20 protein-coding genes and 1 tRNA gene are annotated in these 19,780 nt (G+C 37.4%); 4 read left to right on the top strand and 17 right to left on the bottom strand.

What is annotated here, in order from left to right:
- Positions 1 to 9 precede the first annotated feature (9 nt).
- The 7 genes from EIB73_RS04965 to EIB73_RS04935 all read right to left on the bottom strand — a co-directional run bounded on the left by EIB73_RS04965 (position 10) and on the right by EIB73_RS04935 (position 5,008).
- A complete protein-coding gene (locus EIB73_RS04965) occupies positions 10 to 519 on the bottom strand; it encodes an NADH-quinone oxidoreductase subunit NuoE family protein (protein WP_125023213.1) in 510 nt (169 codons plus the stop codon).
- A gap of 278 nt (positions 520 to 797) precedes the next feature.
- A complete protein-coding gene (locus EIB73_RS04960) occupies positions 798 to 2,021 on the bottom strand; it encodes an NADH-quinone oxidoreductase subunit D (protein WP_125023211.1) in 1,224 nt (407 codons plus the stop codon).
- A 65-nt stretch (positions 2,022 to 2,086) separates the two neighbouring features.
- Positions 2,087 to 2,581 (bottom strand): NADH-quinone oxidoreductase subunit C, encoded by a 495-nt coding sequence (locus EIB73_RS04955; protein WP_125023210.1) that lies wholly within the window; start codon positions 2,579 to 2,581, stop codon positions 2,087 to 2,089.
- A gap of 5 nt (positions 2,582 to 2,586) precedes the next feature.
- Positions 2,587 to 3,144 carry an NADH-quinone oxidoreductase subunit B gene (locus EIB73_RS04950; RefSeq protein WP_125023208.1) on the bottom strand — a complete coding sequence of 186 codons (558 nt, stop codon included), beginning with the start codon at positions 3,142 to 3,144 and terminating at the stop codon, positions 2,587 to 2,589.
- A gap of 40 nt (positions 3,145 to 3,184) precedes the next feature.
- Positions 3,185 to 3,556, bottom strand: coding sequence for an NADH-quinone oxidoreductase subunit A (locus EIB73_RS04945; protein WP_125023206.1), 372 nt, complete (start codon positions 3,554 to 3,556; stop codon positions 3,185 to 3,187).
- Between the two features lie 118 nt (positions 3,557 to 3,674).
- The gene (locus tag EIB73_RS04940) at positions 3,675 to 3,863 is read right to left on the bottom strand and encodes a hypothetical protein (protein WP_125023204.1); all 189 of its coding nucleotides are present in this window, start codon (positions 3,861 to 3,863) and stop codon (positions 3,675 to 3,677) included.
- Positions 3,863 to 5,008 carry a GTP cyclohydrolase gene (locus tag EIB73_RS04935; RefSeq protein WP_125023202.1) on the bottom strand — a complete coding sequence of 382 codons (1,146 nt, stop codon included), beginning with the start codon at positions 5,006 to 5,008 and terminating at the stop codon, positions 3,863 to 3,865. The genes EIB73_RS04940 and EIB73_RS04935 overlap by 1 nt, the downstream gene beginning before the upstream one ends.
- Positions 5,009 to 5,117: 109 nt before the next feature.
- On the opposite strand from EIB73_RS04935, the gene EIB73_RS04930 reads away from it, so the two are divergent.
- Complete coding sequence (locus tag EIB73_RS04930; RefSeq protein WP_125023200.1) at positions 5,118 to 5,825, top strand: zinc metallopeptidase; 708 nt, start codon at positions 5,118 to 5,120, stop codon at positions 5,823 to 5,825.
- A 36-nt stretch (positions 5,826 to 5,861) separates the two neighbouring features.
- Here the strand turns inward: EIB73_RS04930 and EIB73_RS04925 are convergent, their stop codons facing one another.
- The 8 genes from EIB73_RS04925 to rbfA all read right to left on the bottom strand — a co-directional run bounded on the left by EIB73_RS04925 (position 5,862) and on the right by rbfA (position 15,204).
- A complete protein-coding gene (locus tag EIB73_RS04925; protein WP_125023198.1) occupies positions 5,862 to 6,470 on the bottom strand; it encodes an IMPACT family protein in 609 nt (202 codons plus the stop codon).
- A 2-nt stretch (positions 6,471 to 6,472) separates the two neighbouring features.
- Entirely contained in the window at positions 6,473 to 7,495 is a 1,023-nt protein-coding gene (gene ribD / locus EIB73_RS04920) for a bifunctional diaminohydroxyphosphoribosylaminopyrimidine deaminase/5-amino-6-(5-phosphoribosylamino)uracil reductase RibD (protein ID WP_125023196.1), read from the bottom strand.
- 56 nt (positions 7,496 to 7,551) lie between these two features.
- On the bottom strand, positions 7,552 to 8,145 hold the full coding sequence (locus EIB73_RS04915; protein WP_125023194.1) for a hypothetical protein: 594 nt from the start codon (positions 8,143 to 8,145) through the stop codon (positions 7,552 to 7,554).
- A gap of 4 nt (positions 8,146 to 8,149) precedes the next feature.
- Complete coding sequence (locus EIB73_RS04910; protein WP_125023192.1) at positions 8,150 to 10,240, bottom strand: DUF349 domain-containing protein; 2,091 nt, start codon at positions 10,238 to 10,240, stop codon at positions 8,150 to 8,152.
- Positions 10,241 to 10,305: 65 nt separating this feature from the next.
- Positions 10,306 to 11,043 (bottom strand): shikimate dehydrogenase family protein, encoded by a 738-nt coding sequence (locus EIB73_RS04905; protein ID WP_125023190.1) that lies wholly within the window; start codon positions 11,041 to 11,043, stop codon positions 10,306 to 10,308.
- A gap of 295 nt (positions 11,044 to 11,338) precedes the next feature.
- Entirely contained in the window at positions 11,339 to 13,381 is a 2,043-nt protein-coding gene (locus EIB73_RS04900; protein ID WP_125023188.1) for an endonuclease, read from the bottom strand.
- Positions 13,382 to 13,608: 227 nt separating this feature from the next.
- Positions 13,609 to 14,820, bottom strand: coding sequence for an ABC transporter permease (locus EIB73_RS04895; RefSeq protein ID WP_125023185.1), 1,212 nt, complete (start codon positions 14,818 to 14,820; stop codon positions 13,609 to 13,611).
- Positions 14,821 to 14,841: 21 nt separating this feature from the next.
- Positions 14,842 to 15,204, bottom strand: a complete 363-nt coding sequence (gene rbfA, locus EIB73_RS04890; RefSeq protein ID WP_125023183.1) for a 30S ribosome-binding factor RbfA — start codon at positions 15,202 to 15,204, stop codon at positions 14,842 to 14,844.
- 266 nt (positions 15,205 to 15,470) lie between these two features.
- Here rbfA and mce point away from each other — a divergent pair, with 266 nt between their 5' ends.
- Positions 15,471 to 15,875, top strand: coding sequence for a methylmalonyl-CoA epimerase (gene mce, locus EIB73_RS04885; protein ID WP_125023181.1), 405 nt, complete (start codon positions 15,471 to 15,473; stop codon positions 15,873 to 15,875).
- 279 nt (positions 15,876 to 16,154) lie between these two features.
- Positions 16,155 to 16,228 (top strand) — tRNA-Ile (locus EIB73_RS04880).
- A 60-nt stretch (positions 16,229 to 16,288) separates the two neighbouring features.
- On the opposite strand, the gene EIB73_RS04875 is transcribed toward EIB73_RS04880, so the two are convergent.
- Together EIB73_RS04875 and EIB73_RS04870 are read right to left on the bottom strand one after the other, a co-directional pair.
- Positions 16,289 to 17,143: an urea transporter gene (locus EIB73_RS04875; protein WP_125023179.1), complete on the bottom strand. Its 855-nt coding sequence runs from the start codon at positions 17,141 to 17,143 to the stop codon at positions 16,289 to 16,291.
- 207 nt (positions 17,144 to 17,350) lie between these two features.
- Entirely contained in the window at positions 17,351 to 18,133 is a 783-nt protein-coding gene (locus EIB73_RS04870) for a glycosyltransferase family 32 protein (RefSeq protein WP_262706721.1), read from the bottom strand.
- Between the two features lie 187 nt (positions 18,134 to 18,320).
- Between EIB73_RS04870 and EIB73_RS04865 the strand changes: the two genes are divergently transcribed.
- Entirely contained in the window at positions 18,321 to 19,658 is a 1,338-nt protein-coding gene (locus tag EIB73_RS04865) for an alpha-amylase family glycosyl hydrolase (RefSeq protein WP_125023177.1), read from the top strand.
- Positions 19,659 to 19,780: the final 122 nt, after the last annotated feature.

Raw genomic sequence — 19,780 nt, 5'->3', positions numbered from 1 at the left:
TCTTTATAATTAGTCTATAGCAAGCGTTCCTTGTCTGCAAAGATCCAGGATTTCGTCTACTTTGTCTTTAGTTAAATGTTCATGATAAAATTTCCCCAGCTGCATCATAGGTGAGTAACCGCAAGCTCCCAGACATTCTACCGTTTTCAAGGTAAACAATCCATCGGCAGTGGTTTCCCCCACGTTGATGTTTAAAGTTTCTTTGATGTGCTGAATAATATCATCACTTCCTTTGAGCATACACGGACCGGTTTGGCAAACTTCCAAAACAAATTTCCCTACAGGCTTCATGTTGAACATACTGTAGAATGTAGCTACTTCATAAACCTCGATTGGTTTAATCTCCAGCAGTTCTGCAACATAGTCCATTACAGGAACCTGTAACCAACCTCCAAATTCTTTTTGCGCTAAATGCAGCACCGGAATCAGCGCTGATTTTTTTCTTTCCTGAGGATACCGGGCGGTAATTTTATGAACCTGAGCTAATGTTTCAGGTGTAAAAGCAATCGTTTCGCTCACTTCGTTATAATTTTAAATTTTAAATTTTAGATTATGAATGACTAAAACTTAATTTATACTATTTAGTTTATTTTTTGTCTTTTAATTTCCTTGTACAGTAAAAAATACATTGACGCGAAAATAAATAACGCAGAAAATGCTGCTATGATTTTCCAGTTATTTCCTGAATTTAAACTTCGATAAACAGAAAACAATGAAAATACAATCATTAAAATTATCCCGTTCAGAGAAGTTAATTTTTTATTTTTCATAATCTAAAATTCATCATATATAATGTCTTACGCGTCTAATTCTCCTGCAATCACATTTAAACTACAAAGCGTTAAAATAGCATCTGAAATTAAAGCACCTTTAATTATTTCAGGATACGCCTGATAATATATAAAACAAGGTCTTCTAAAGTGTAATCTGTAAGGGCTACGGCCGCCATCACTTACCAAATAGAATCCTAATTCTCCGTTTCCACCTTCTACCGCATGATATACTTCTCCTTTCGGAATATCGGTTTCGCCCATCACGATTTTAAAGTGATAGATCAACGCTTCCATTTTAGTGTAGACATCTGCTTTTTCCGGCAGATAAAAGTCAGGTACATCGGCATGAAAATTTCCTTCCGGTAAATTTTTATATGCCTGTTCTATTATTTTCAAACTTTCCCAAACCTCCTGCTGACGAACCATAAACCGGTCATAAGTATCTCCTGAGCTTCCTACCGGAATGATAAAATCAAAATCCTCATACGAAGAGTAGGGAGTCGCAACGCGAACATCATAGTCGACGCCTGTTGCTCTTAAGTTTGGACCTGTAAATCCATAACTTAAAGCTCTTTCGGCAGAGATTGGACCTGCGTTAATGGTTCGGTCCATAAAAATTCTGTTTCTTTCATTTAAAGAACAAAATTCTCCCCAAATTCTTGGGAAGGTTTTTAACCAACCGGATAAAAGTTCATGAAATTTGGGACTGAAATCTCTTTCGAAACCTCCAATTCTTCCCATATTGGTTGTAAGTCTGGCGCCACAAATCTCTTCATACATTTCATATACTTTCTCTCTTTCTCGGAAAAGATAAGTTAATCCTGTAATCGCACCGGCATCCATTGCAGTTACCCCATTGCAAATCATGTGGTCGGTAATTCTTGCCAGTTCCATCATGATGACGCGCATATAATGTACGCGTTTTGGAACTTTGCATCCTATGAGTTTTTCAACCGTCATGTGCCATCCGAGATTATTGATCGGGGAAGAACAATAGTTCATACGGTCGGTAAGGGTAGTGATCTGCGTTAAATTTCTGCGTTCAGAAATCTTTTCAAAAGCGCGGTGAATGTAACCCACCGTTTGCTCTGCATGTACAATCCTTTCCCCGTCCATCGTAAGAACATTCTGAAAAATCCCGTGAGTGGCAGGGTGCGTAGGACCAAGATTCAGGGTATATAACTGTCCGTCAATATGCTCCTTAGAATCGTATTGGTTCAATATATTTGAGAGTGCGTTGTCTTTCATAATTATAATTGATAATTGATGGTGGATAAATGATTTTTGGATCAATTACCAGTCATCTTTTATATTTATCGTCCGAACATTTTATCGTCTTTGTCCATTCTGGTTCCATCTTCAAGTCGATATTCCTTCAACATCGGATGATAGCCAATATCTTCCATATTTAAAATAACCCGTAAATCCGGATGTCCTTTAAATTTGATACCGTAGAAATCATACGTTTCTCTTTCCATCCAGTTCGCACCAGCGTAAAGGTCAACCATAGAATCTACTTCTGCATTTTCCCGCGGCATAAATACTTTTAAACGAATTCTAAAATTCGTCATCATATTATGCAAATGATAAATCACGCCCAATTCTTTTTCCGGAGTTTCTGGATAATGAATACCACAGATATCCGTCAGAAAATTGATCTGTAAAGAGGAATCCCGTAAATGGTGAATGACTTTTTTAATATCGGATTTCTTAATTTCTAAAGTTAAAAAATCATAAGGCGTATCGTGGGAAATAACAGATTCCGGAAATTCTCTTGTAATGGCTTCTAATACAAATTCGTTCGTCATCTCCATTATTTTATATCGTAAGAGGCTAATAACTGTTGATATTCCGGCATGTCTCTTCTGCGAATGCTTTCGCTCTCACAAAGTGCCTGAACCTGCATCACTCCTTCAATAATCTGTTCCGGTCTTGGCGGGCAACCGGGAACGTAAACATCAACAGGAATAATACGGTCGATTCCCTGTAAAACGGAGTAGCTGTCAAAAATTCCGCCACTGGAAGCACAAGCTCCTACGGCGATGACCCATTTTGGCTCAGCCATCTGGGTGTAAACTTGTTTTAGAACTGGTCCTAATTTCTTAGAAATGGTTCCGCAAACCATAAGCATATCTGCCTGTCTTGGGGAAAATGAGTTTTTTTCCATTCCAAAACGGGAGGCATCAAAGGTTGGATTTAGGGTCGCCATAAATTCAATTCCACAACAAGAAGTTGCGAAAGGTAAGGGCCAAAGCGAAAATTTTCGGGCCATCCCGATTACACTGCTCAGTTTTGTGGCAAAAAAACCTTCTCCTTCAAAACCATCTGGTGCTTCCGCATCCATTCTGATTACTGGTTTATTATCTGACATTTTGTTTTTTCTTTAATTATTAATAATCTGCATTGGTTTTTTACTTGTCCCAATCGAGTGCGCCACGCTTCCAAACATAAAAGAAAGCAATGAAGAACACAGAGATAAAGGTCAATACCGCAAAAAATCCTTCTACACCAAACTCCCGGATGTTCACCGCGTAAGGATAAAAGAATACGATTTCAATATCGAATAATACAAATAAAATAGCGGTAAGAAAATACTTTACCGAGAAAGGATTTCTGGCATTTCCTTCTACTTCAACACCACACTCAAAACTCTCATTTTTCTTGGTCGAAGAGGCTCTTTGTCTCGGACCTAAAAAATGAGTTCCTAAAATGGAGAGTAAAACGAATCCAGCAGCAACCGCGATCTGAATAATAATCGGAATATAATTTTCGGGAACATTCATGTAAACGTAATTTTCTTAATCCTGCAAATTTAATGAAATAAGATGTAAGTGTGAAATTTCAATCCGTGAAATGTTATTCAAAGAATCTATTTGTTTAATTTAGAATTATTAAAAACAACTATTTCTTACCGGTGTCTTTTAGCTTTTTTAAAACCAGGTATGCAATATAGCCAATATATAAAAACAGAAAACTGGCAAATAAAATATTGATGATCGCATTCATCTGCTCATCCTGAACTTGAAAAAACTGATTATACACAATAAATGCGACAATCATTGCAATATAGAAATAGAGTTGCTTCTTCATTATGCATCTGGGTTTTCGCTGTTAATTTTCATTGAATAGGTCCTGCGGCGCTTATGATTCGTTGGATTGTAATCATGCCACAACGCCTGCACGCTTTTATTCTCTTCCAGTTCGGGATTGGTTTCAGCGAATTTAATTCCCATTTTATTAAAACGGATAAATATTTCCTTAAAAATAATTGCGGTCACCCCACGCCTTTGATATTCCGGATGAATACCAATCAGATAGAAATTTGCGCGGTCATTCTTTTTACCGGCCTGTAAAAAATGCCACCAGCCGAAAGGAAACAATTTACCTTTCGCCTTTTGCAGTGCTCTGGAATAAGATGGCATGGTAACAGCAAAAGCAATCAACTGGTGATTTTCATCCTCCACACAAATGACATAATTTTTATCGATAAAAGGGAAGTACTTTTCCTTGTATGTTTTTATTTGATCATCAGAGATGGGTGTGTAGGTGGAAAGGGTGTTGTAGGTTTGATCCAGCAAATTAAACATGGGCTCTATGAGCGGAATAAGTTCCTTTTTATTCTTAAAGTGCAATACCTTCAGTTTGTATTTTTCAGCAATTAAAGAACTGAATTTATTTAGCTTTTCTGAAAGAACAGTTGGGAAATCCATTTCATATTCTACCCATTCTTTTTCTTTAACAAGACCTAGTTTTTCTAAATGTTGAGGATAATATTCAAAATTATACAATCCGATCATCGTCGCCAATTTATCGAATCCCATGGTGAGCATACCGGATTTATCCAAGTTTGTAAAACCCATTGGACCTTCAATCATCTTCATCTTTTTCTCCACCGCAAATTCAATGGCTTTATTAATGAGGGCTTTTGAGACTTCGAAATCATCAATAAAATCCAGCCACCCAAAACGTACTTTTTCAGCTCCTAATTCTTTAACCTCTTTATGATTGATGAGTACCGCAATTCGACCCACCACTTTGTTGTTTTTATAGGCAAGATATCTTTTAAAATCAGAAAAATCCAACGCTGCATTTTCTGCCGGATTCCAGACGTTTTTTTCCTCTTTTATAAGTGGGGGAACATAGTTGTCATTATGGGCATACAGATTCATCGGAAATTTGATGAAATCCATCAATTCACCGTCGGTTTTTACTTCCTTAATCTTAATATCAGACATTCTAAATAATTTGGGAAAACAAAGATAATTGATTCGCTCTGAAATAAAAACTTTGGCACGCTTTTTATTATAATTAGTCGATCATTAATAAATTAAAAAAGTAGTAAAAATGACAGGGTATTATTTAATTATAGGGGTTTCGATGTTGGTGAGCTGGCTGGTTTCATCCCGATTAAAATCGAAATTTGCCTATTATTCTCAAGTCCATTTACGTAATGGGCTGTCGGGAAAAGAAATAGCAGAAAAAATGTTGCATGACAACGGTATAAATGATGTAAAAGTGATTTCTGTGCCCGGACAATTGACTGACCATTATAATCCTGCCGAAAAAACAGTTAATTTGTCAGAAGGTGTGTATATGCAGAGAAATGCCGCTGCAGCTGCTGTTGCCGCGCACGAATGTGGACACGCTGTGCAGCATGCTGTTGGTTATTCAATGTTGAAACTTCGTTCTAAGTTGGTTCCAATAGTAAATATAAGCTCAAACTTAATGCAGTTTGTCCTGATTGGAGGAATATTCTTGATGACCGCCACACAAACCATAGATAATCCAAGAGGAAATACCACCGTTTTAGCGATTGGTGTTGCGATGTTTGCAGTGACTACACTTTTTGCCTTTGTTACTTTACCAGTAGAATACGACGCCAGTAACAGAGCGATGAAATGGTTGAAAAGTACAGGAACAGTAACCGCAGAGGAATACGTTGGCGTGAAAGATTCTTTAACTTGGGCAGCGAGAACTTATGTAGTTGCGGCACTTGGTTCTTTAGCACAACTCTTATATTGGGCTTCTATGCTGATGGGGAGAAGAGATTAATATCTCCAGAAAAAATTAAATATTGATTTCTTATATTTAAGAATCTAGAAATTCAAACGATATATTTTGCATCTCAGACAACTGTTCTGAGATGTTTTCTTTTTCTGCTAATTTGATTTTAGAAAGAATGGTACATTTTTCCGCGGTTTTAAAATCCAGGATTTTCGCCTCGTTTTTATTTAATAAGGTAAAGATTATATTTTGCTGGCTATAATCAAAAGTGATTTCGAGCTCAATTTGCAGTTCTTTGGTAATGATCGTGCTTTCGTCCAGTGTTAATTTTGCAGAATCTTTGTAGGCTTTTACCAAACCGGAAACGCCGAGTTTTGTGCCGCCATAATACCGAACTACAATAACTAAAATATTGGTCAGATGGTGCGCAAGCAATTGATTGTATATTGGTAATCCAGCACTACCGGAAGGTTCGCCATCATCGTTTGCGCGGTAATTTTCCCCGGAGAGTCCGAGTCGGAAAGCATAGCAATGGTGCGTGGCTTTCGGATGTTCATCTCTAATCTTTCCTAAAGCTTCTTTCAGCTCTTTTTCATTATTAATGGGAAATGCAAAACCTATGAATTTACTTCCTTTCTCTTTTGAAAGAACGTTTTCTACGGGAGATTGTATGGTGTCAAAGGAAAACTCCAATCTTAAATGTTTTTATAAAATTCGATACCGTTATTGTCCAAATATTTCTCTGCGGTTTTTTCAAAATTAAAATCCGGCGCTTTTGTTCCGTTTTTTAAATGAAGGTTTTCATTTTTGATGATCATTGTTTCGTCCCAAATGTTTTGATCAATAAACTGCTGCAGGGTAAAAGCACCACCTTCAATGATGACCGATTGAATCTGAAGTTGATGTAATTTCTGCAGTACATTACTTACAAAATTCTCTTTTGGCAGCAAAATATATTTGATATTTCCTTCCACACTTTCTTTGTGACTGTTAAAGACAATAGTTTCAGCTTCGTTATTTAATATATTAAAATCTGCCGGGACTTTTAAATCAAAATCAATTAAAATCCGAACAGGATTTCTACCTACAATTTCCCGCGTTGTTAAGCTTGGATTGTCATTAAAAGCGGTTCTTGTTCCTACCAAAATAGCATGTTCTTGACTGCGTAATTCATGTACAAACTGTTTCGTCAAAGGATTTCCTATTTGCGTAGGTTTAAAATCTTGATCCAAAAATCTATCAGCCGATTGTGCCCATTTTAAGATGATGTATGGTCTTTGTTTTTGATGAAAAGTAAAAAACCGTTTATTTAATTCCTGGCATTCTTTTTCCAGAACTCCCGAAATTACTTCAATACCTGCGTCTTCAATGATTTGCTTTCCTTTACCATTTACCTTCTCATGAGAATCCAGAGTTCCAATCACTACTTTTTTAAAGCCAAGTTCTACAATTTTCTTTGCACAAGGTGGTGTTTTTCCAAAGTGAGCACATGGCTCCAACGAAACATAAATCGTAGATTCCTTTATTAATTCCGGATTCTTTACTGAATTAATGGCGTTGATTTCTGCATGAGGTTGCCCGGATTTTTCATGAAATCCTTCCCCAATTATTTTGCCGTCGTGCACAATAACACTTCCGACCAAAGGATTCGGATAGGTTTTTCCCAAAGCCTTTTTGGCCAGCTCAATACACCGCTGCATGTAAATTTCGTCACTCATCTTTGTTAAAAAAAACACCCAACTATTTGTCGAGTGTTCTATTTTAAGGTTTTAAATTATTGATTATCTGCGACTTTAATATCCGGAACTTTATATTCAATCATGGTTGTCATTAAATGATCTCTTTGTCGTGCAAGTGATTTTGCACTCGATTTCAAATCGCCGTACATTCTTTTCGCATAGGATAAAATTAAAAAACTTTTTGCGTTTCCTTTTTCTAAGGTAATGAAACGGTCGATATTATATTCTACAAAACTATCGCCCTTTTCTGGACTTTCTGAGGTAAAATAATCTACTATATATTCTTTACCATCCGGACTTTCCGCCACATTAACTTTGGCAAATTTATCCGATTTTGCAATTTTCTGAATATCTTCCACTTTTTGACGAACGGCCAAGTCCATTTCTATTTCTTTATTAAAAAAAGAAAAGTCGAGCAATTGTGTAAAGTCTTCAATTCGCTCGTCACTCGGTAAATACTGTTGACGGAAGAGCGTCTTAGAAACAGGTTTACTCCAGGATAAAAAAAATTCTGTGCCGTCATATTCAATCGGGCCGGGAATTGATAAAAGATCGGTGGCATTTTCCTGTGCTTTAACAAAGGAGAATGCGCTGATCAAAACAAGGGCAGTTATTTTTCTGAATGTCATTTTTCTACTGGTTTTCTCCGGATAAAATACTGTGTAAGCTTTGCTTCATCGATTCCAACTGAGATTTTTTATCGTCAATTTTATCGTAAGTTTCTTTTGGCAATGGATTTTCGCGGGAAGGGTTGCTGAAGAAGCCAAGATTGTTTTCCATCTTCACAATTTCCGCTTCCAGATCTGCGATTTGATTTTTAATTTTGCGCGCTTTATCGGTCAGTTGATTTTCAGATAAACCTTCTTCACGTAAATCGTATTCGTGAATTTTGTTTAGTTTCAGTTTTTCGCGTAACGTTTTATTGAATTCAGAATTAATGGTGATTTTCTCACGTGGAACTTTTCCAATATTATTCCAGCTCGTTTTAATCTGCTCAATTTTTTCTACACTTCCTTCTTCATTACCAATCTCCTTTAACTCCTCCAGAAGTTGTTTTTTATGCTTGTAATTTTCCTTCCAGTTGTCGTTCGCTGCATTGTTTTTCTCCCGGTAATTATTGAAAAATGTATTACAGGCTTCGCGGAAATCATCCCAAACTTTATTGGTCATACTTCTTGGTACATGTCCAATTTTCTTCCAGTCTTCCTGCAGTTTCTTAAACAAAGGAACTGTGATTTCCCAGTCTTCAGAAAGCATATTATCTTTTGCAGTGGCAATTAATTTAAGCTTTTCTTCAAGGTTTGTTTGTTGGGAGTTTTTTAAACCTTTGTAAAATTCGTTTTTAGTAATATTAAAGTTTCGAAGGTGCTCTTTAAAATCGTTCCAGTTTTGATTGGAAACTTTTCTCGGCACATTTCCTAAACGTAAAAATTCAGTGCGAAGTTGTTCTACTTTCTTAATGGAGTTTTGCCAGTAATTATGGTTTGCTTCTTTTGCAGAAGTCGCCATTTTTTTGATCTCTTCGATGATCTCGTTTTTACGGATCAGGTTTTCGTTCTGTTCCTTCTCGATTTGCTCTGTAAGTTCAGATTTACGGTCATGGATTTTGTTGGAAATATCTTTAAATTCATCCCAGGTTTTTTCCCGGAATTCTTCAGCAACAGGTTCTGCCTCTTCTTTCCAAAGTTTGTGCAAATACTGTAATTCGTTCAAAGCCTTCTGTACGGAAGGTTCTGTTTGAAGTTCTTTTGCACGCTCGATGATGTGCTGTCTTTTTTCCAGATTATGGGCATATTCCTGCTCCATGTATTCTTTGTTCATATCAAGCATCTGATAGAACTGATTTAAATGATGGAAATAATTGTTGTTCAGTAACTTAAATTCTGACTTGGCAACCTGACCTGCATTTTTCCATTCCTCTTTTATCTCGCGAATGGCTTTGAAAAGATTGGTTCCGGCTTCTGTATTGGTATAAAGATTTTTTAATTTCTCAATAATTCCCTGGCGGTGTTCCAGATTTTGGTGCTGCTGCTCTTCCTGCTTCTTGTGATATTGCTCGTTTTTTTCACGATAAATATGCAGTAATCCGGAAAGTTTAGCTTGAGAAGAATGTTGCGCCGTGAATAGTTCCTCCGGATTTCCTGCAGCTACGAATTCGCTTTTAAGGTTTTCAGTTTCCTGATGAATCATATGATTGGCGCGCTCTTTTAACTGATTGAATTTTCGGAAATGTGATCCGGCATCGCTTTTATTTACGATAACTTCCATCTCAGCAAGGACTTCAGCTAGAGATAAATTTTCAATACTTTCCAATTCTTCTTCGTGATGAGGCTCTGGTTTTTTTTCATCCTTTGATTCTGATGCAGTATCTTTTAATTCTGCAGAAGTCTCGGTTGACGCTTCCTCTACCTTTTCTGTTTCTGATTTTTGTTCTTCCGTAAAATTATTTTCTACGACATCCTGTTCAGTCACCGTCTCATCGGTTAAAATTCCGGTATCTGACCGCTCATCTTTAGGAGCTTCTTCGACTGCTGGTGTTTCTTCTACAGGATCTTCCTGAGTTTCCGGCACTTCTGTTGGCTCTTGAACTTCTGATTCTTTGCCCGTTTCTTGGGGCGCATCATCCGTATTTTCCGATTGAGTTTCCGAAGTGTTTTTATTTAAAACCTCTTCTTGCTGGGGTTTCTTTTCTAGGTTCTCAGAATGTGAATCTTCTGTCATCATAGCAGTCGTTTTATTAGATTTTGTAAGCAGTTTACTTTTAATGATAAACCGCGCACTAAATTAACTTATTTTTTTTGAAAGTTCCAAATTTCCCAGGCTTTTTCTGCTTGCTGTTCAAGCATATAAAAACCGTTCACCGTTTTCGCACCTTCGTCTGCCGATCTTTTTAGGAAAGCAGTATATTCCGGATTATAAATTAAGTCGATCACCAAATGCTGATCCGTAAGTCCTGAAAAGGGAAAATTCAGAAATTCTTCCGTATTCGGGTAGGTACCAACAGGCGTGCACTGAATGATCAGAGGACTTTCCTTCACCAATTCCTCGGTCAGGTTTTCGAAATTTAATTTTCCGTTTCTACTTACGGTTTTATAGTCAATTCCATATTTCTCTAAAACATATTGTACCGCTTTTGCCGCGCCACCATTTCCTAAGATCAATGCGTTTTGATGATGTTCTTTTTTATGGATCAAAAGCGTTTTCTCAAAACCGATCGCATCAGTATTGAAGCCCTTTTTAATACCATCTTTAAGCAGAATGGTATTTACAGCACCAATTTTTTCAGCTTCCTCACTCAGTATATCCAAGTAAGGGATTACTTTTTCTTTAAATGGAATCGTCACATTGAGTCCACGCAACGCTTTGTTTTGAAAAAGAGTATTTACTTCTTGGATATCATTCAAATCAAAGATATCGTACGAATAATGGGGTAGAAAAAGTTTTTGAAATTTCTTTTCGAAAAATTTTTTAGAAAAAGAATAGGAAATGTTTTTTCCGATAAGTCCGAATTTGATCGATTGTTTCATGGTTCAAAATTAGTAAAAAGAGTGATGATTAAGTATAGTTGAAGTTCAATTTTATTTGAAGTGATATTCTTGATTTTTAATTAAAATTGTGTTCTTCTGTTTGCTTAATCTTTTCCATTTACCGGAATACGTCTTTCATAAATGTTGTCCCTTACTTTTAACAACGAAAATTAAGTTTTGAAATCCAAAATCAGAGCAAATTATCTACTTTAAAAACATAAATAGTTCTAATAAATTTTAAACAAAAAAAAGACTGATGTTTTCATCAGTCTTTTACAATAGTGATATGCTTTTATTATTGAACAATAAACTTCGCAGTTTGCGTTCCGGCTTTTAAAATATAAACTCCTTTAGCTAAGTTTTTCAGAGCAATTTTGTTCGTATTTTTAAAAGGTTGAGAAACCGTTTGAACCAATTTTCCACTGAAATCAAAAATTTGAGCCGTGGCAATATTTTCTAAATTTTTTCCACTGATATTCAGTTCCCCGTTTCTTACAGGATTTGGATAGATGGTGAAATTCGATTTTGAAACGGTGTTTTCGCCAGTAGCCAAGTTTGTATAACAGCTCCACGTCATATCATCGATCGCAACACGGTTCGTAGAACTTGAATTTACCAAACTAATTTCTACAGGACCTGCAATATTGATTCCTGTTACGGTCGTGGTGGTCGCCGTAGAACTGTATGGAATTGTTTTTCCAGTATCTACTTCATTTACGAAAATCTTTAATGTTCCTGCAGAACCGGAAAATTTAAGTTGAGTAGTTACTGTTAAATTTCCAATACCATTCGGTACAGACAATGCTGTAAGTGACCCGTTTCTGATGGTGATTGCACGTCCGTTCAAAGTTTGATCGGTTCTTGAATCTTCTGAAGTCCAGGAAATTCCATTGCTTGTCCAGTTATAAGTGGAGTAGATCGATGCACTTGCGGGAATTGTTTCAAAATTTTCATCCCCACAAGTTGTTCCGATCGCCAGAGTAGTTGCGGTTACGGAATTACTTTGTGGCGAAACATTTCCACCCGCATCTTTTGCTACCACATAAATGGTATAGGTTGTTGACGGATCTAAATTCGCAATATTACTGTTGGTAGAAGTTGTAGAACCCATAATGGTTCCGTTTACGTAAATATCATAAGAAGCAACTCCCACGTTGTCAGTAGCAGCCGTCCAGCTTATCGAAATGTTGTTGGTGCCTACGGAACCCAGCGTCAAATTGGCTGGTTCCGTTGGCGCTTCATTATCAACCAAGGTTATTCCTGTCGCGGTATTACTTTGCGGGGAAAAGTTCCCTGCGGCGTCTGCTGCGACCACGTAGAAAGTATACGTTGTCCCCTGCATGAGGCCGGAAATGGTAGCAGAATTCGTTGGCGAATTGCTATGGAAATTACCATTAACAAAAATTCGGTAATAAGGAACCGCAATATTATCAATAGAAGCCGTCCATGTTAAATTTGCAGATGATGTAGAAGTTGAAGTAACCGCTAAATTGGTTGGAGTAGAAGGCGCTTCATTGTCTACAACCTGAGTTCCCCAAATTTGCTGAACCCACTCCGGATGATCTATAAAAGGGTTTCTGTTCTTCTGGAAAACGTATGATGCGTTATTTCTTTCAATTTCTGTTGGAGAAACAGGGTCCTGTGTTGCCCAGCTAAGTAAAACATCTCTTTCCCATGCCTGTAAACCTGGATAAGCAGAACCTCCCAACATATTTCCTGTAGCAAAAGTAGAAAGCTGACTTTCATATCTTGTAACGAAATAGAAAATCATACGGGCAATATCACCTTTAAATTCATCAATGGGCTCACAAACCGTCCCACCGTATCCTGCGGAAGAACTTGGACCTACTTTAGTTCCGTTTTTTGAAGTAAATGAAGGATTTGTCACGGCTCCAAATGGATAGTTGCTGCGCATTCCATTAACTTTTCCATCGGTCGGACGAATAAAATGAATGTCGGAAACCATCGGTGGTCTGGAATTAAAAAAGCTTTGTGGAACAACGTGCTCTCTGTTGTAACAGTCGCCTTCTGCACTGTAATTTCCACATTTTTTCACACCATGTTGATAATTATAAGGATCCGGTCCCGTTGGATTTTCGGAATACATGTCCAAAACAGAACCGTCATTCTCATAAAAATGATCGCGATCGGTGGTCGGGTAACCGTCGTAAAGACCGCCGTAACCATTATCCTGGGCGCCAGCAGTTATGATCTGGCTGAGTTTTGTTTTTAAAGCGGCACCTGTTAACCCGGAGGTTCCGTTGTAATAATTGGCGGGAGCTTGCGCAAATGTTAGGGAAAACAAAAAGGCAAGTACCAAAGAGGTAAATTTTTTCATAATATTAATTAAAAATTGGGGGGCTAAGTTAGTAATTATTAAATGGTTTGAAATTTAAAAACGTTTTTTAACATGTTAAATTTTGAACGAATAATGAATTATTGATAAACTAACATGTTGATAAGAGTCTGGGATCTAAACAGAATCAGCCTTCTTCAGGAAAAGAAAAAATTTAATGTTGAAAAAGAATCTTATTAATGATCACCGAATGCGAAAGGTAGAAAACCTTAATCGTTTTTAAAATGTCTTTTGTTGACTTTCGAAAATAAGCGTGCGACACCTATACCAAAAACACCAGCGGTTGCACTCACTATAATATAGTTAAGGAAATTGACCCGAACCGGAAAGGCAAGGTCGCTGCCGGCGCCCGCTTTGATGAAGCCCGTATTGATTTGCAGATAACAGATAATTGTGCCTATTATTAATCCGCTGATAATCCCGAAAACTACAATTAAAACCCCGGTGTAAAAATAAATATTACGCAGGGATTTCAAATTCATACCCAATGATATGAGTGATTTTGCCTGCTCTTTTTTGTCGAGCTGCAAAATAATAATGGCACCTGCAAGATTAAAAGTGGTAATAAAAATAACCAGCACAAAAATCAAATAGATGAAAAGCTTCTCTGTATTGATCATTTTCCAGAAAGCCGCATTTTCCTCTTTCTTTGTTTTCAAGTCATATTTATTGCCCAAAAGTTTCACCAATTGGTCACGAACTTCCTCCGCTTTTTCAGGATTTTTAAGTTTAATTACAATTTCATAAGCTGCATCTTTTGGCAGTTGCAGTAATTCCTGAGCGAGCTCAATTGGAGAAATAATGGTATTGTCGAGTTGATCATTTCCCGGAAATACACCAGAAACATAAATCTCTCTCTTCATAAAAATATCTTCCTCTTTGCTTATCATTCCCGTGCCAGGTTTCGGCATGAGAATCGTGGCGTAATCTGCGCCTTCACCAATAGGAATCGTTAAACGGTTATCGAGTTTATTTTCCATGAGAACCTCATTGGAATACTTAAAACTTGGATAGGTTCCGTAGAAAATATTTTTATGAATAGGATTTACGAAAATGTAAGCAGAATCTACGCCCCGAAGATTGGCAATATCACCGTTCTCCCGAAAACTGACGTATGCTTTCTCCTCAATGACTTTTGAAAAGTGCGCAATCTCTTTATTTTCAGCTAAAATTTTTGTGGCTTTTTTGATGTCCGGTAAAGTTTTTCCTTCTTTACTTTTCATGGTAATATCGGCATGAAGATTCGCAATCAGCTCCTGATTCAAATCTTCAAGTCCCGAAAAAACCGAGATAATGATAAACATTGCCGCAACTGCAACCAACATCGCCAAAGCCGCCAGCCACGTAATAAATGTGACGGCAGTACTTCCTTTTTTTGCCAGAAGATAGCGCGTAGCAATATAAAATGCAGTATTTCTCAAGAAAAGTAATTTAAGGCCGGATTACAAAATCGGATTATCGCCTAGGCCTTTCAGCTCTCTTTCAATTTTTTCTACATCGTCCAGCGTGGTATCCAGATAAAAATTCAGTTCCGGAATAATACGAACCTGTTTCCCCATTTTCTGGCCTAAAAAGTTTCGGTAATGGGACTTATTTTCTTTAATTTCCTTCATGATCGAGTCCCGAAATTCTGGAGGGAAAATACTCAGATAAATTTTAGCGATACTCAAATCTGCCGTTACTTTAACATCAGAAACGGAAATTAAAAAGGTCTGTTTGCTCTCAGAAGCCTGTTTGCGGAAAAATTCTGCAAAATCTTCCTGTATAATTTGGGCGACTTTTCTTTGTCTGTTGCTTTCGTTCATGGCGCAAATTTACTACTTTTGTTTGAATTATTTTGGGCGTGCCCATTTTTTACAGCACCAAAAAGGCCAACGTAAAAAATCGTCGGTCTGCGTGCAGTCGCTTTTTTCTGCCATCGCCAAACCAGCCTAAGAAAAAGAGCTCCAACAATGCACTCCGCCCTCACGCAAACGCATCTGAAAATGAAACACAGTCACCAACAGAAATGTAAAATTAAATTCTACTTTCATCAACCATCAACTAATTCCTACAACCTAAAATCTAACAAATGAAAATTGAACACCTCGGTATCGCCGTCAAATCTTTAGAAACATCTGATGATTTATTCGCCAGATTATTAGGCAAAGGAAACTATAAAAAAGAATCGGTGGAAAGGGAAGGAGTTACCACTTCATTCTATGAACTTGGGGAATCTAAAATTGAACTTCTCGAAGCTACAAATCCTGAAAGTCCAATCGCTAAATTTCTGGACAAGCGTGGCGAGGGAATTCACCACATCGCTTTCGGGGTCGAAAACATTTACACCGAAATAGAAAGATTAAAAAAAGCCGGCTTCATCTTTATCTCGGAAGAACCGAAAGACGGCGCAGATAATAAATTGATTGTTTTCCTCCATCCAAAATCCACGAACGGAATTTTAATCGAGTTGTGTCAAGAGAAAAATGCGGTTTAAAAGGATAGTAAAAGTAAAAAGAGCCAGGTAAAAAGTAAAAAGAGCCAAGTAAGTTCTTGGTTGACATTGCTAAGTTAAACGCCTTTGCGTCCTTAAAAGTTTCATCAAAAACCATATCAATTGTAAGAGAATTTATTGCGTCTTTGCGTTAAAAAGAATTCTTCACACCTAATTATATCGTAATTTTCTCAGGAAAAATCTAAAATAAATTTTGATTATTTCAAAAAAACGCTATTTTTGCAAACCAATTGAGACGGTATTTCTTCGGAAATAAAGTTAGGCCCTATAACTCAGCTGGTTAGAGTAGCTGACTCATAATCAGCAAGTCCCTGGTTCGAGCCCAGGTGGGGCCACTAAATTGGAATAGAAGCACTTACAGAAACGTAGGTGCTTTTTTGCGTAAAAAAGTGCTGTTAATTTGCAATTTTCTTCTTTCTTTCTTCGAGTTCTTTTAATCCCAACACGATCCAGGTTGTTAAGACAAATGGTGCTGTCAAAGTAATAATGCCTGTTTTCCCTAAGCCAATCTGAACTAAGGTCGACAAAATAATAGCGAACGTAATCCAGACCAAATCTTTCTTTCGTGTTCCGCCTAAAGCGATCGCACACAGAATCGCATTGTAACCCATCAAACCATCATTAATACTGGAAAAAGATGCCGAGAAAAGCCATCCAAATAGGGAACCGGCAACTGCAGCGTACACTGCATAAAGCGCAGCCAGTTTGTCGTTGATCAAAAGAGCCACCAAAAATAAGAAACCGGTAACTGCATTGTTTTGAAACATCACCTGACCAAAACTCTTGCCGGATGATTCTATAATCTGAAAAGAATAATCAATAGCTGAAGACGGTTCTGTTTCCAGCGGAAATTTAAAAATGTATACTAGGGAATAAATTAAAATCCAAGTCACTAAAACAAATGGAGCTGTAAAAGGCGGAACTATTTTCTTCAAAAAGTTCATTACCACCGTTGAAACTAAAGAACCTACGATTAAAGCTACAATTGATCCTAAAGTTGGTTCGAAAAAAACCAATATTGCAATTCCGGTCAAGGCACCATTAAAACCAAATAAACCATTTTTAATGTCCTCTTTTGAATAGTTCAAAATTTGTGCAGACACCGTACTGATTATGGTTCCGGCAATAGCCGCCAATCCAAATAACCAGGAATTATAAAAGATGCCGATCAAAAACAAAAGACCAGAAAAGTAGTTATTTTGAAACATGACTTGGCCTACGCCACGCAAAATAATCTCTATAAATTTCATTTAAAATGAGGTTCTAATTGAATTTTAAAAGGCAATGGTACAAATATTTTTAAAGAAATTGATAATACCGACCATAATTCTTCCTCTGCGAGGTTATCAAATCAAGATATTTATTTTGGCTCTAATAGCACTATACGATTGATCATTAAATTTTTAATAAAGATAAGTTTACCAAGATCACATGACTTTAAAAATATGCTTGTAGAATTAACGAAGGTCTCTTTTTTCCAGATATTCTCTGATCTGCGCGTGGGGTAAAAGATCCAGAATATCACTCACCTTAAGGAGTGTATGTTCTTCTAAAATACTTTTCACAGCGCTTGCAGCGTCAGGATAATGAACCAGCCGATCCAAAAGTCCATATACATTGACCATTTTTTTGTGCGTATTTTCCGAATCTCCCCCAAACCATGAGCCGTTGAAATGGTGACTTACATAATTTCTCTGCAAATCCTGGGAAAAATAGACGGAGGGATACAGCGTGACATCATGCTTCAGATGTTGGATCGTATCGCTATATCGGTCAGCTCCATATTTCGTTTCCAGCATTTCAGAAAAAATATCCGTATTAATTCGTTCTACAAAACCTTCCTGGCTTTGATAATAATCACAAAAATCTTTTGCCAGTTGATGTTTCGGTTCGGCCATCCAAAAAGCGGAGTAGGGAACGCTTTTCACTTCGAAACCACACACTGCTTTTTCACTCAGGAATTCATCCAGCGGTAATTTGAGTTCCATATCGGTGTCCATATAAATTCCGCCATGCTCGTACATCACTTTCGATCTTACATAATCGGAGACGAAAGCCCATTTTCCCTGTGCGAAGGCTTCTTTTACATAGTTGTTGTCTGTCAGCGGTGAATTATCTTCATTCCACTCCACAAATTCGAAATCTGGATGAATTCTTTTCCAAGAGGCGATGCAGAATTTTGCAAGGTCATTTTTTTCCTGTCTGCCAAACCAGCAGTAATTGATTTTCTTCGGAATCATAAATAATAGTTTAGGTAATGCTTTCGGCCGCAGATCAGCCTTTTTGATCTTTTTTCTCAGCAAATAGCAAACCTAATTGTATTAAACCCTTAAAAAAGGAATTCGTAGAAAAAATTATTTAAATTAACCCGTTCTTAAATGATCAAAGAACTCTTCTGTCAAGCGATAACTTTTTACTTCACCTACCATGCATCATCCTGACTTCGATCCCTACCAACCACAAAAATACGTACAGATTAAAAATCCGGATTGGCTTAAAAATGCTACCCTATATGAAATTAATGTGCGTCAGTTCTCCAAAGAGGGAACTTTTAAGGCTGTCGAAAAAGAACTTCCACGTCTGCGAAAAATGGGAATCGATATTATTTGGCTTATGCCTATTCATCCTATTGGAATTGTTAATCGGAAAGGATCTTTGGGCAGTTTTTATTCTGTAAAAGATTATCTGGGAGTAAATCCGGAATTTGGAACTGAAGAAGATTTTCGCCATTTGGTGGAAACCGTTCATGCGCAGGGCATGCGTCTGATTTTGGATTGGGTGGCGAATCACAGCAGCTGGGACAATTCTTTGGTGACGAAGCACCCAGAGTGGTATAAAAAGTCCCAAGACGGAAACTTTCAGTCGTTGCCGTGGCGGGACTATGATGATATTATCGATTTTGATTACACCCATCCCGACTTGCGAGAATATATGACCGAAGCGCTCAAGTTTTGGGTAAAAGAATATGATATTGATGGATATCGGTGCGATGTGGCCAGTTTTGTTCCGATTGACTTTTGGGAAAATGTTCGAGCTGAACTGGAAACCATCAAGCCCGTTTTTATGCTGGCAGAGGCAGAAGACAAAGAACTTCACCGCAAAGCTTTTGATGCCACGTACAACTGGACTTTATGGAATATTCTGCATCAGATCGCTATCTATGGTAAAAGCGCAAAAACACTAAGTGAAGCCTATCTTGCAGAGCATGTTTCTATTTTTCCGAAGGAAGGGATTCGTCTTAATTTTATTGACAATCACGACAAAAATTCCTGGGAGGGGACGCCGGATCTTAATTTTGGTGTGGTACTTCAGGCGGCAACTATTTTTACGCTGCTTATGGATGGGATGCCCCTGATTTACAATGGACGGGAAAGCGGTCTGGATCGTTCTCTAAGTTTTTTTGAAAAAGATCCTATACATTGGAAGGATCATGATAATGAAGCACTCTTCACGCGTCTTTTCGATTTAAAGCATAAGAATGAAGCGCTGTGGAACGGTAACTGTGGCGGGGAGATGATTCGTATCTTTAACGATAAAATGAATCAGATCGTGGCTTTTTCGCGCGAAAAAAACGGCGATAAGGTTTTGGCTTTTTTTAATTTGAGCAAAGACGTGGCGGACGTTCACTTCGACACGAAAGCGGAGAAGAGAATCTACGAGAACCTTTTTACAGGAAATACAGAAAATATTACGGAAAACTTACATCTGATCCTTGCGCCTTGGGAATTTCTGGTTCTTCATTCCTCAAAAGAGGAGCGTTTTTAAGTGGAAAAAAATAAAATAATTCTATTTAGTAGTTTACTTTAATTTTTAATAATTAAAGATGAACAGAAAGTAAAATTTCTAAATCCAGAAGATTTATTAGTTCAGCATTAATATTTTTTAAA

Source organism: Kaistella carnis, assembly GCF_003860585.1.
Classification (GTDB): Bacteria; Bacteroidota; Bacteroidia; order Flavobacteriales; family Weeksellaceae; genus Kaistella; species Kaistella carnis.
This window is presented reverse-complemented; position numbering and strand designations above follow the sequence as displayed.

What these genes read in the sequence shown, in the direction of transcription:
- EIB73_RS04960 (WP_125023211.1), bottom strand. Translation starts at nt 2,021, where the DNA reads ATGAAAGACAACGCACTCTCAAATATATTGAACCAATACGATTCTAAG.
- EIB73_RS04955 (WP_125023210.1), bottom strand. Translation starts at nt 2,581, where the DNA reads ATGACGAACGAATTTGTATTAGAAGCCATTACAAGAGAATTTCCGGAA.
- EIB73_RS04950 (WP_125023208.1), bottom strand. Translation starts at nt 3,144, where the DNA reads ATGTCAGATAATAAACCAGTAATCAGAATGGATGCGGAAGCACCAGAT.
- EIB73_RS04945 (WP_125023206.1), bottom strand. Translation starts at nt 3,556, where the DNA reads ATGAATGTTCCCGAAAATTATATTCCGATTATTATTCAGATCGCGGTT.
- EIB73_RS04940 (WP_125023204.1), bottom strand. Translation starts at nt 3,863, where the DNA reads ATGAAGAAGCAACTCTATTTCTATATTGCAATGATTGTCGCATTTATT.
- EIB73_RS04935 (WP_125023202.1), bottom strand. Translation starts at nt 5,008, where the DNA reads ATGTCTGATATTAAGATTAAGGAAGTAAAAACCGACGGTGAATTGATG.
- EIB73_RS04930 (WP_125023200.1), top strand. Translation starts at nt 5,118, where the DNA reads ATGACAGGGTATTATTTAATTATAGGGGTTTCGATGTTGGTGAGCTGG.
- ribD (WP_125023196.1), bottom strand. Translation starts at nt 7,495, where the DNA reads ATGAGTGACGAAATTTACATGCAGCGGTGTATTGAGCTGGCCAAAAAG.
- EIB73_RS04915 (WP_125023194.1), bottom strand. Translation starts at nt 8,145, where the DNA reads ATGACATTCAGAAAAATAACTGCCCTTGTTTTGATCAGCGCATTCTCC.
- EIB73_RS04910 (WP_125023192.1), bottom strand. Translation starts at nt 10,240, where the DNA reads ATGATGACAGAAGATTCACATTCTGAGAACCTAGAAAAGAAACCCCAG.
- EIB73_RS04905 (WP_125023190.1), bottom strand. Translation starts at nt 11,043, where the DNA reads ATGAAACAATCGATCAAATTCGGACTTATCGGAAAAAACATTTCCTAT.
- EIB73_RS04900 (WP_125023188.1), bottom strand. Translation starts at nt 13,381, where the DNA reads ATGAAAAAATTTACCTCTTTGGTACTTGCCTTTTTGTTTTCCCTAACA.
- rbfA (WP_125023183.1), bottom strand. Translation starts at nt 15,204, where the DNA reads ATGAACGAAAGCAACAGACAAAGAAAAGTCGCCCAAATTATACAGGAA.
- mce (WP_125023181.1), top strand. Translation starts at nt 15,471, where the DNA reads ATGAAAATTGAACACCTCGGTATCGCCGTCAAATCTTTAGAAACATCT.
- EIB73_RS04875 (WP_125023179.1), bottom strand. Translation starts at nt 17,143, where the DNA reads ATGAAATTTATAGAGATTATTTTGCGTGGCGTAGGCCAAGTCATGTTT.
- EIB73_RS04870 (WP_262706721.1), bottom strand. Translation starts at nt 18,133, where the DNA reads ATGATTCCGAAGAAAATCAATTACTGCTGGTTTGGCAGACAGGAAAAA.
- EIB73_RS04865 (WP_125023177.1), top strand. Translation starts at nt 18,321, where the DNA reads ATGCATCATCCTGACTTCGATCCCTACCAACCACAAAAATACGTACAG.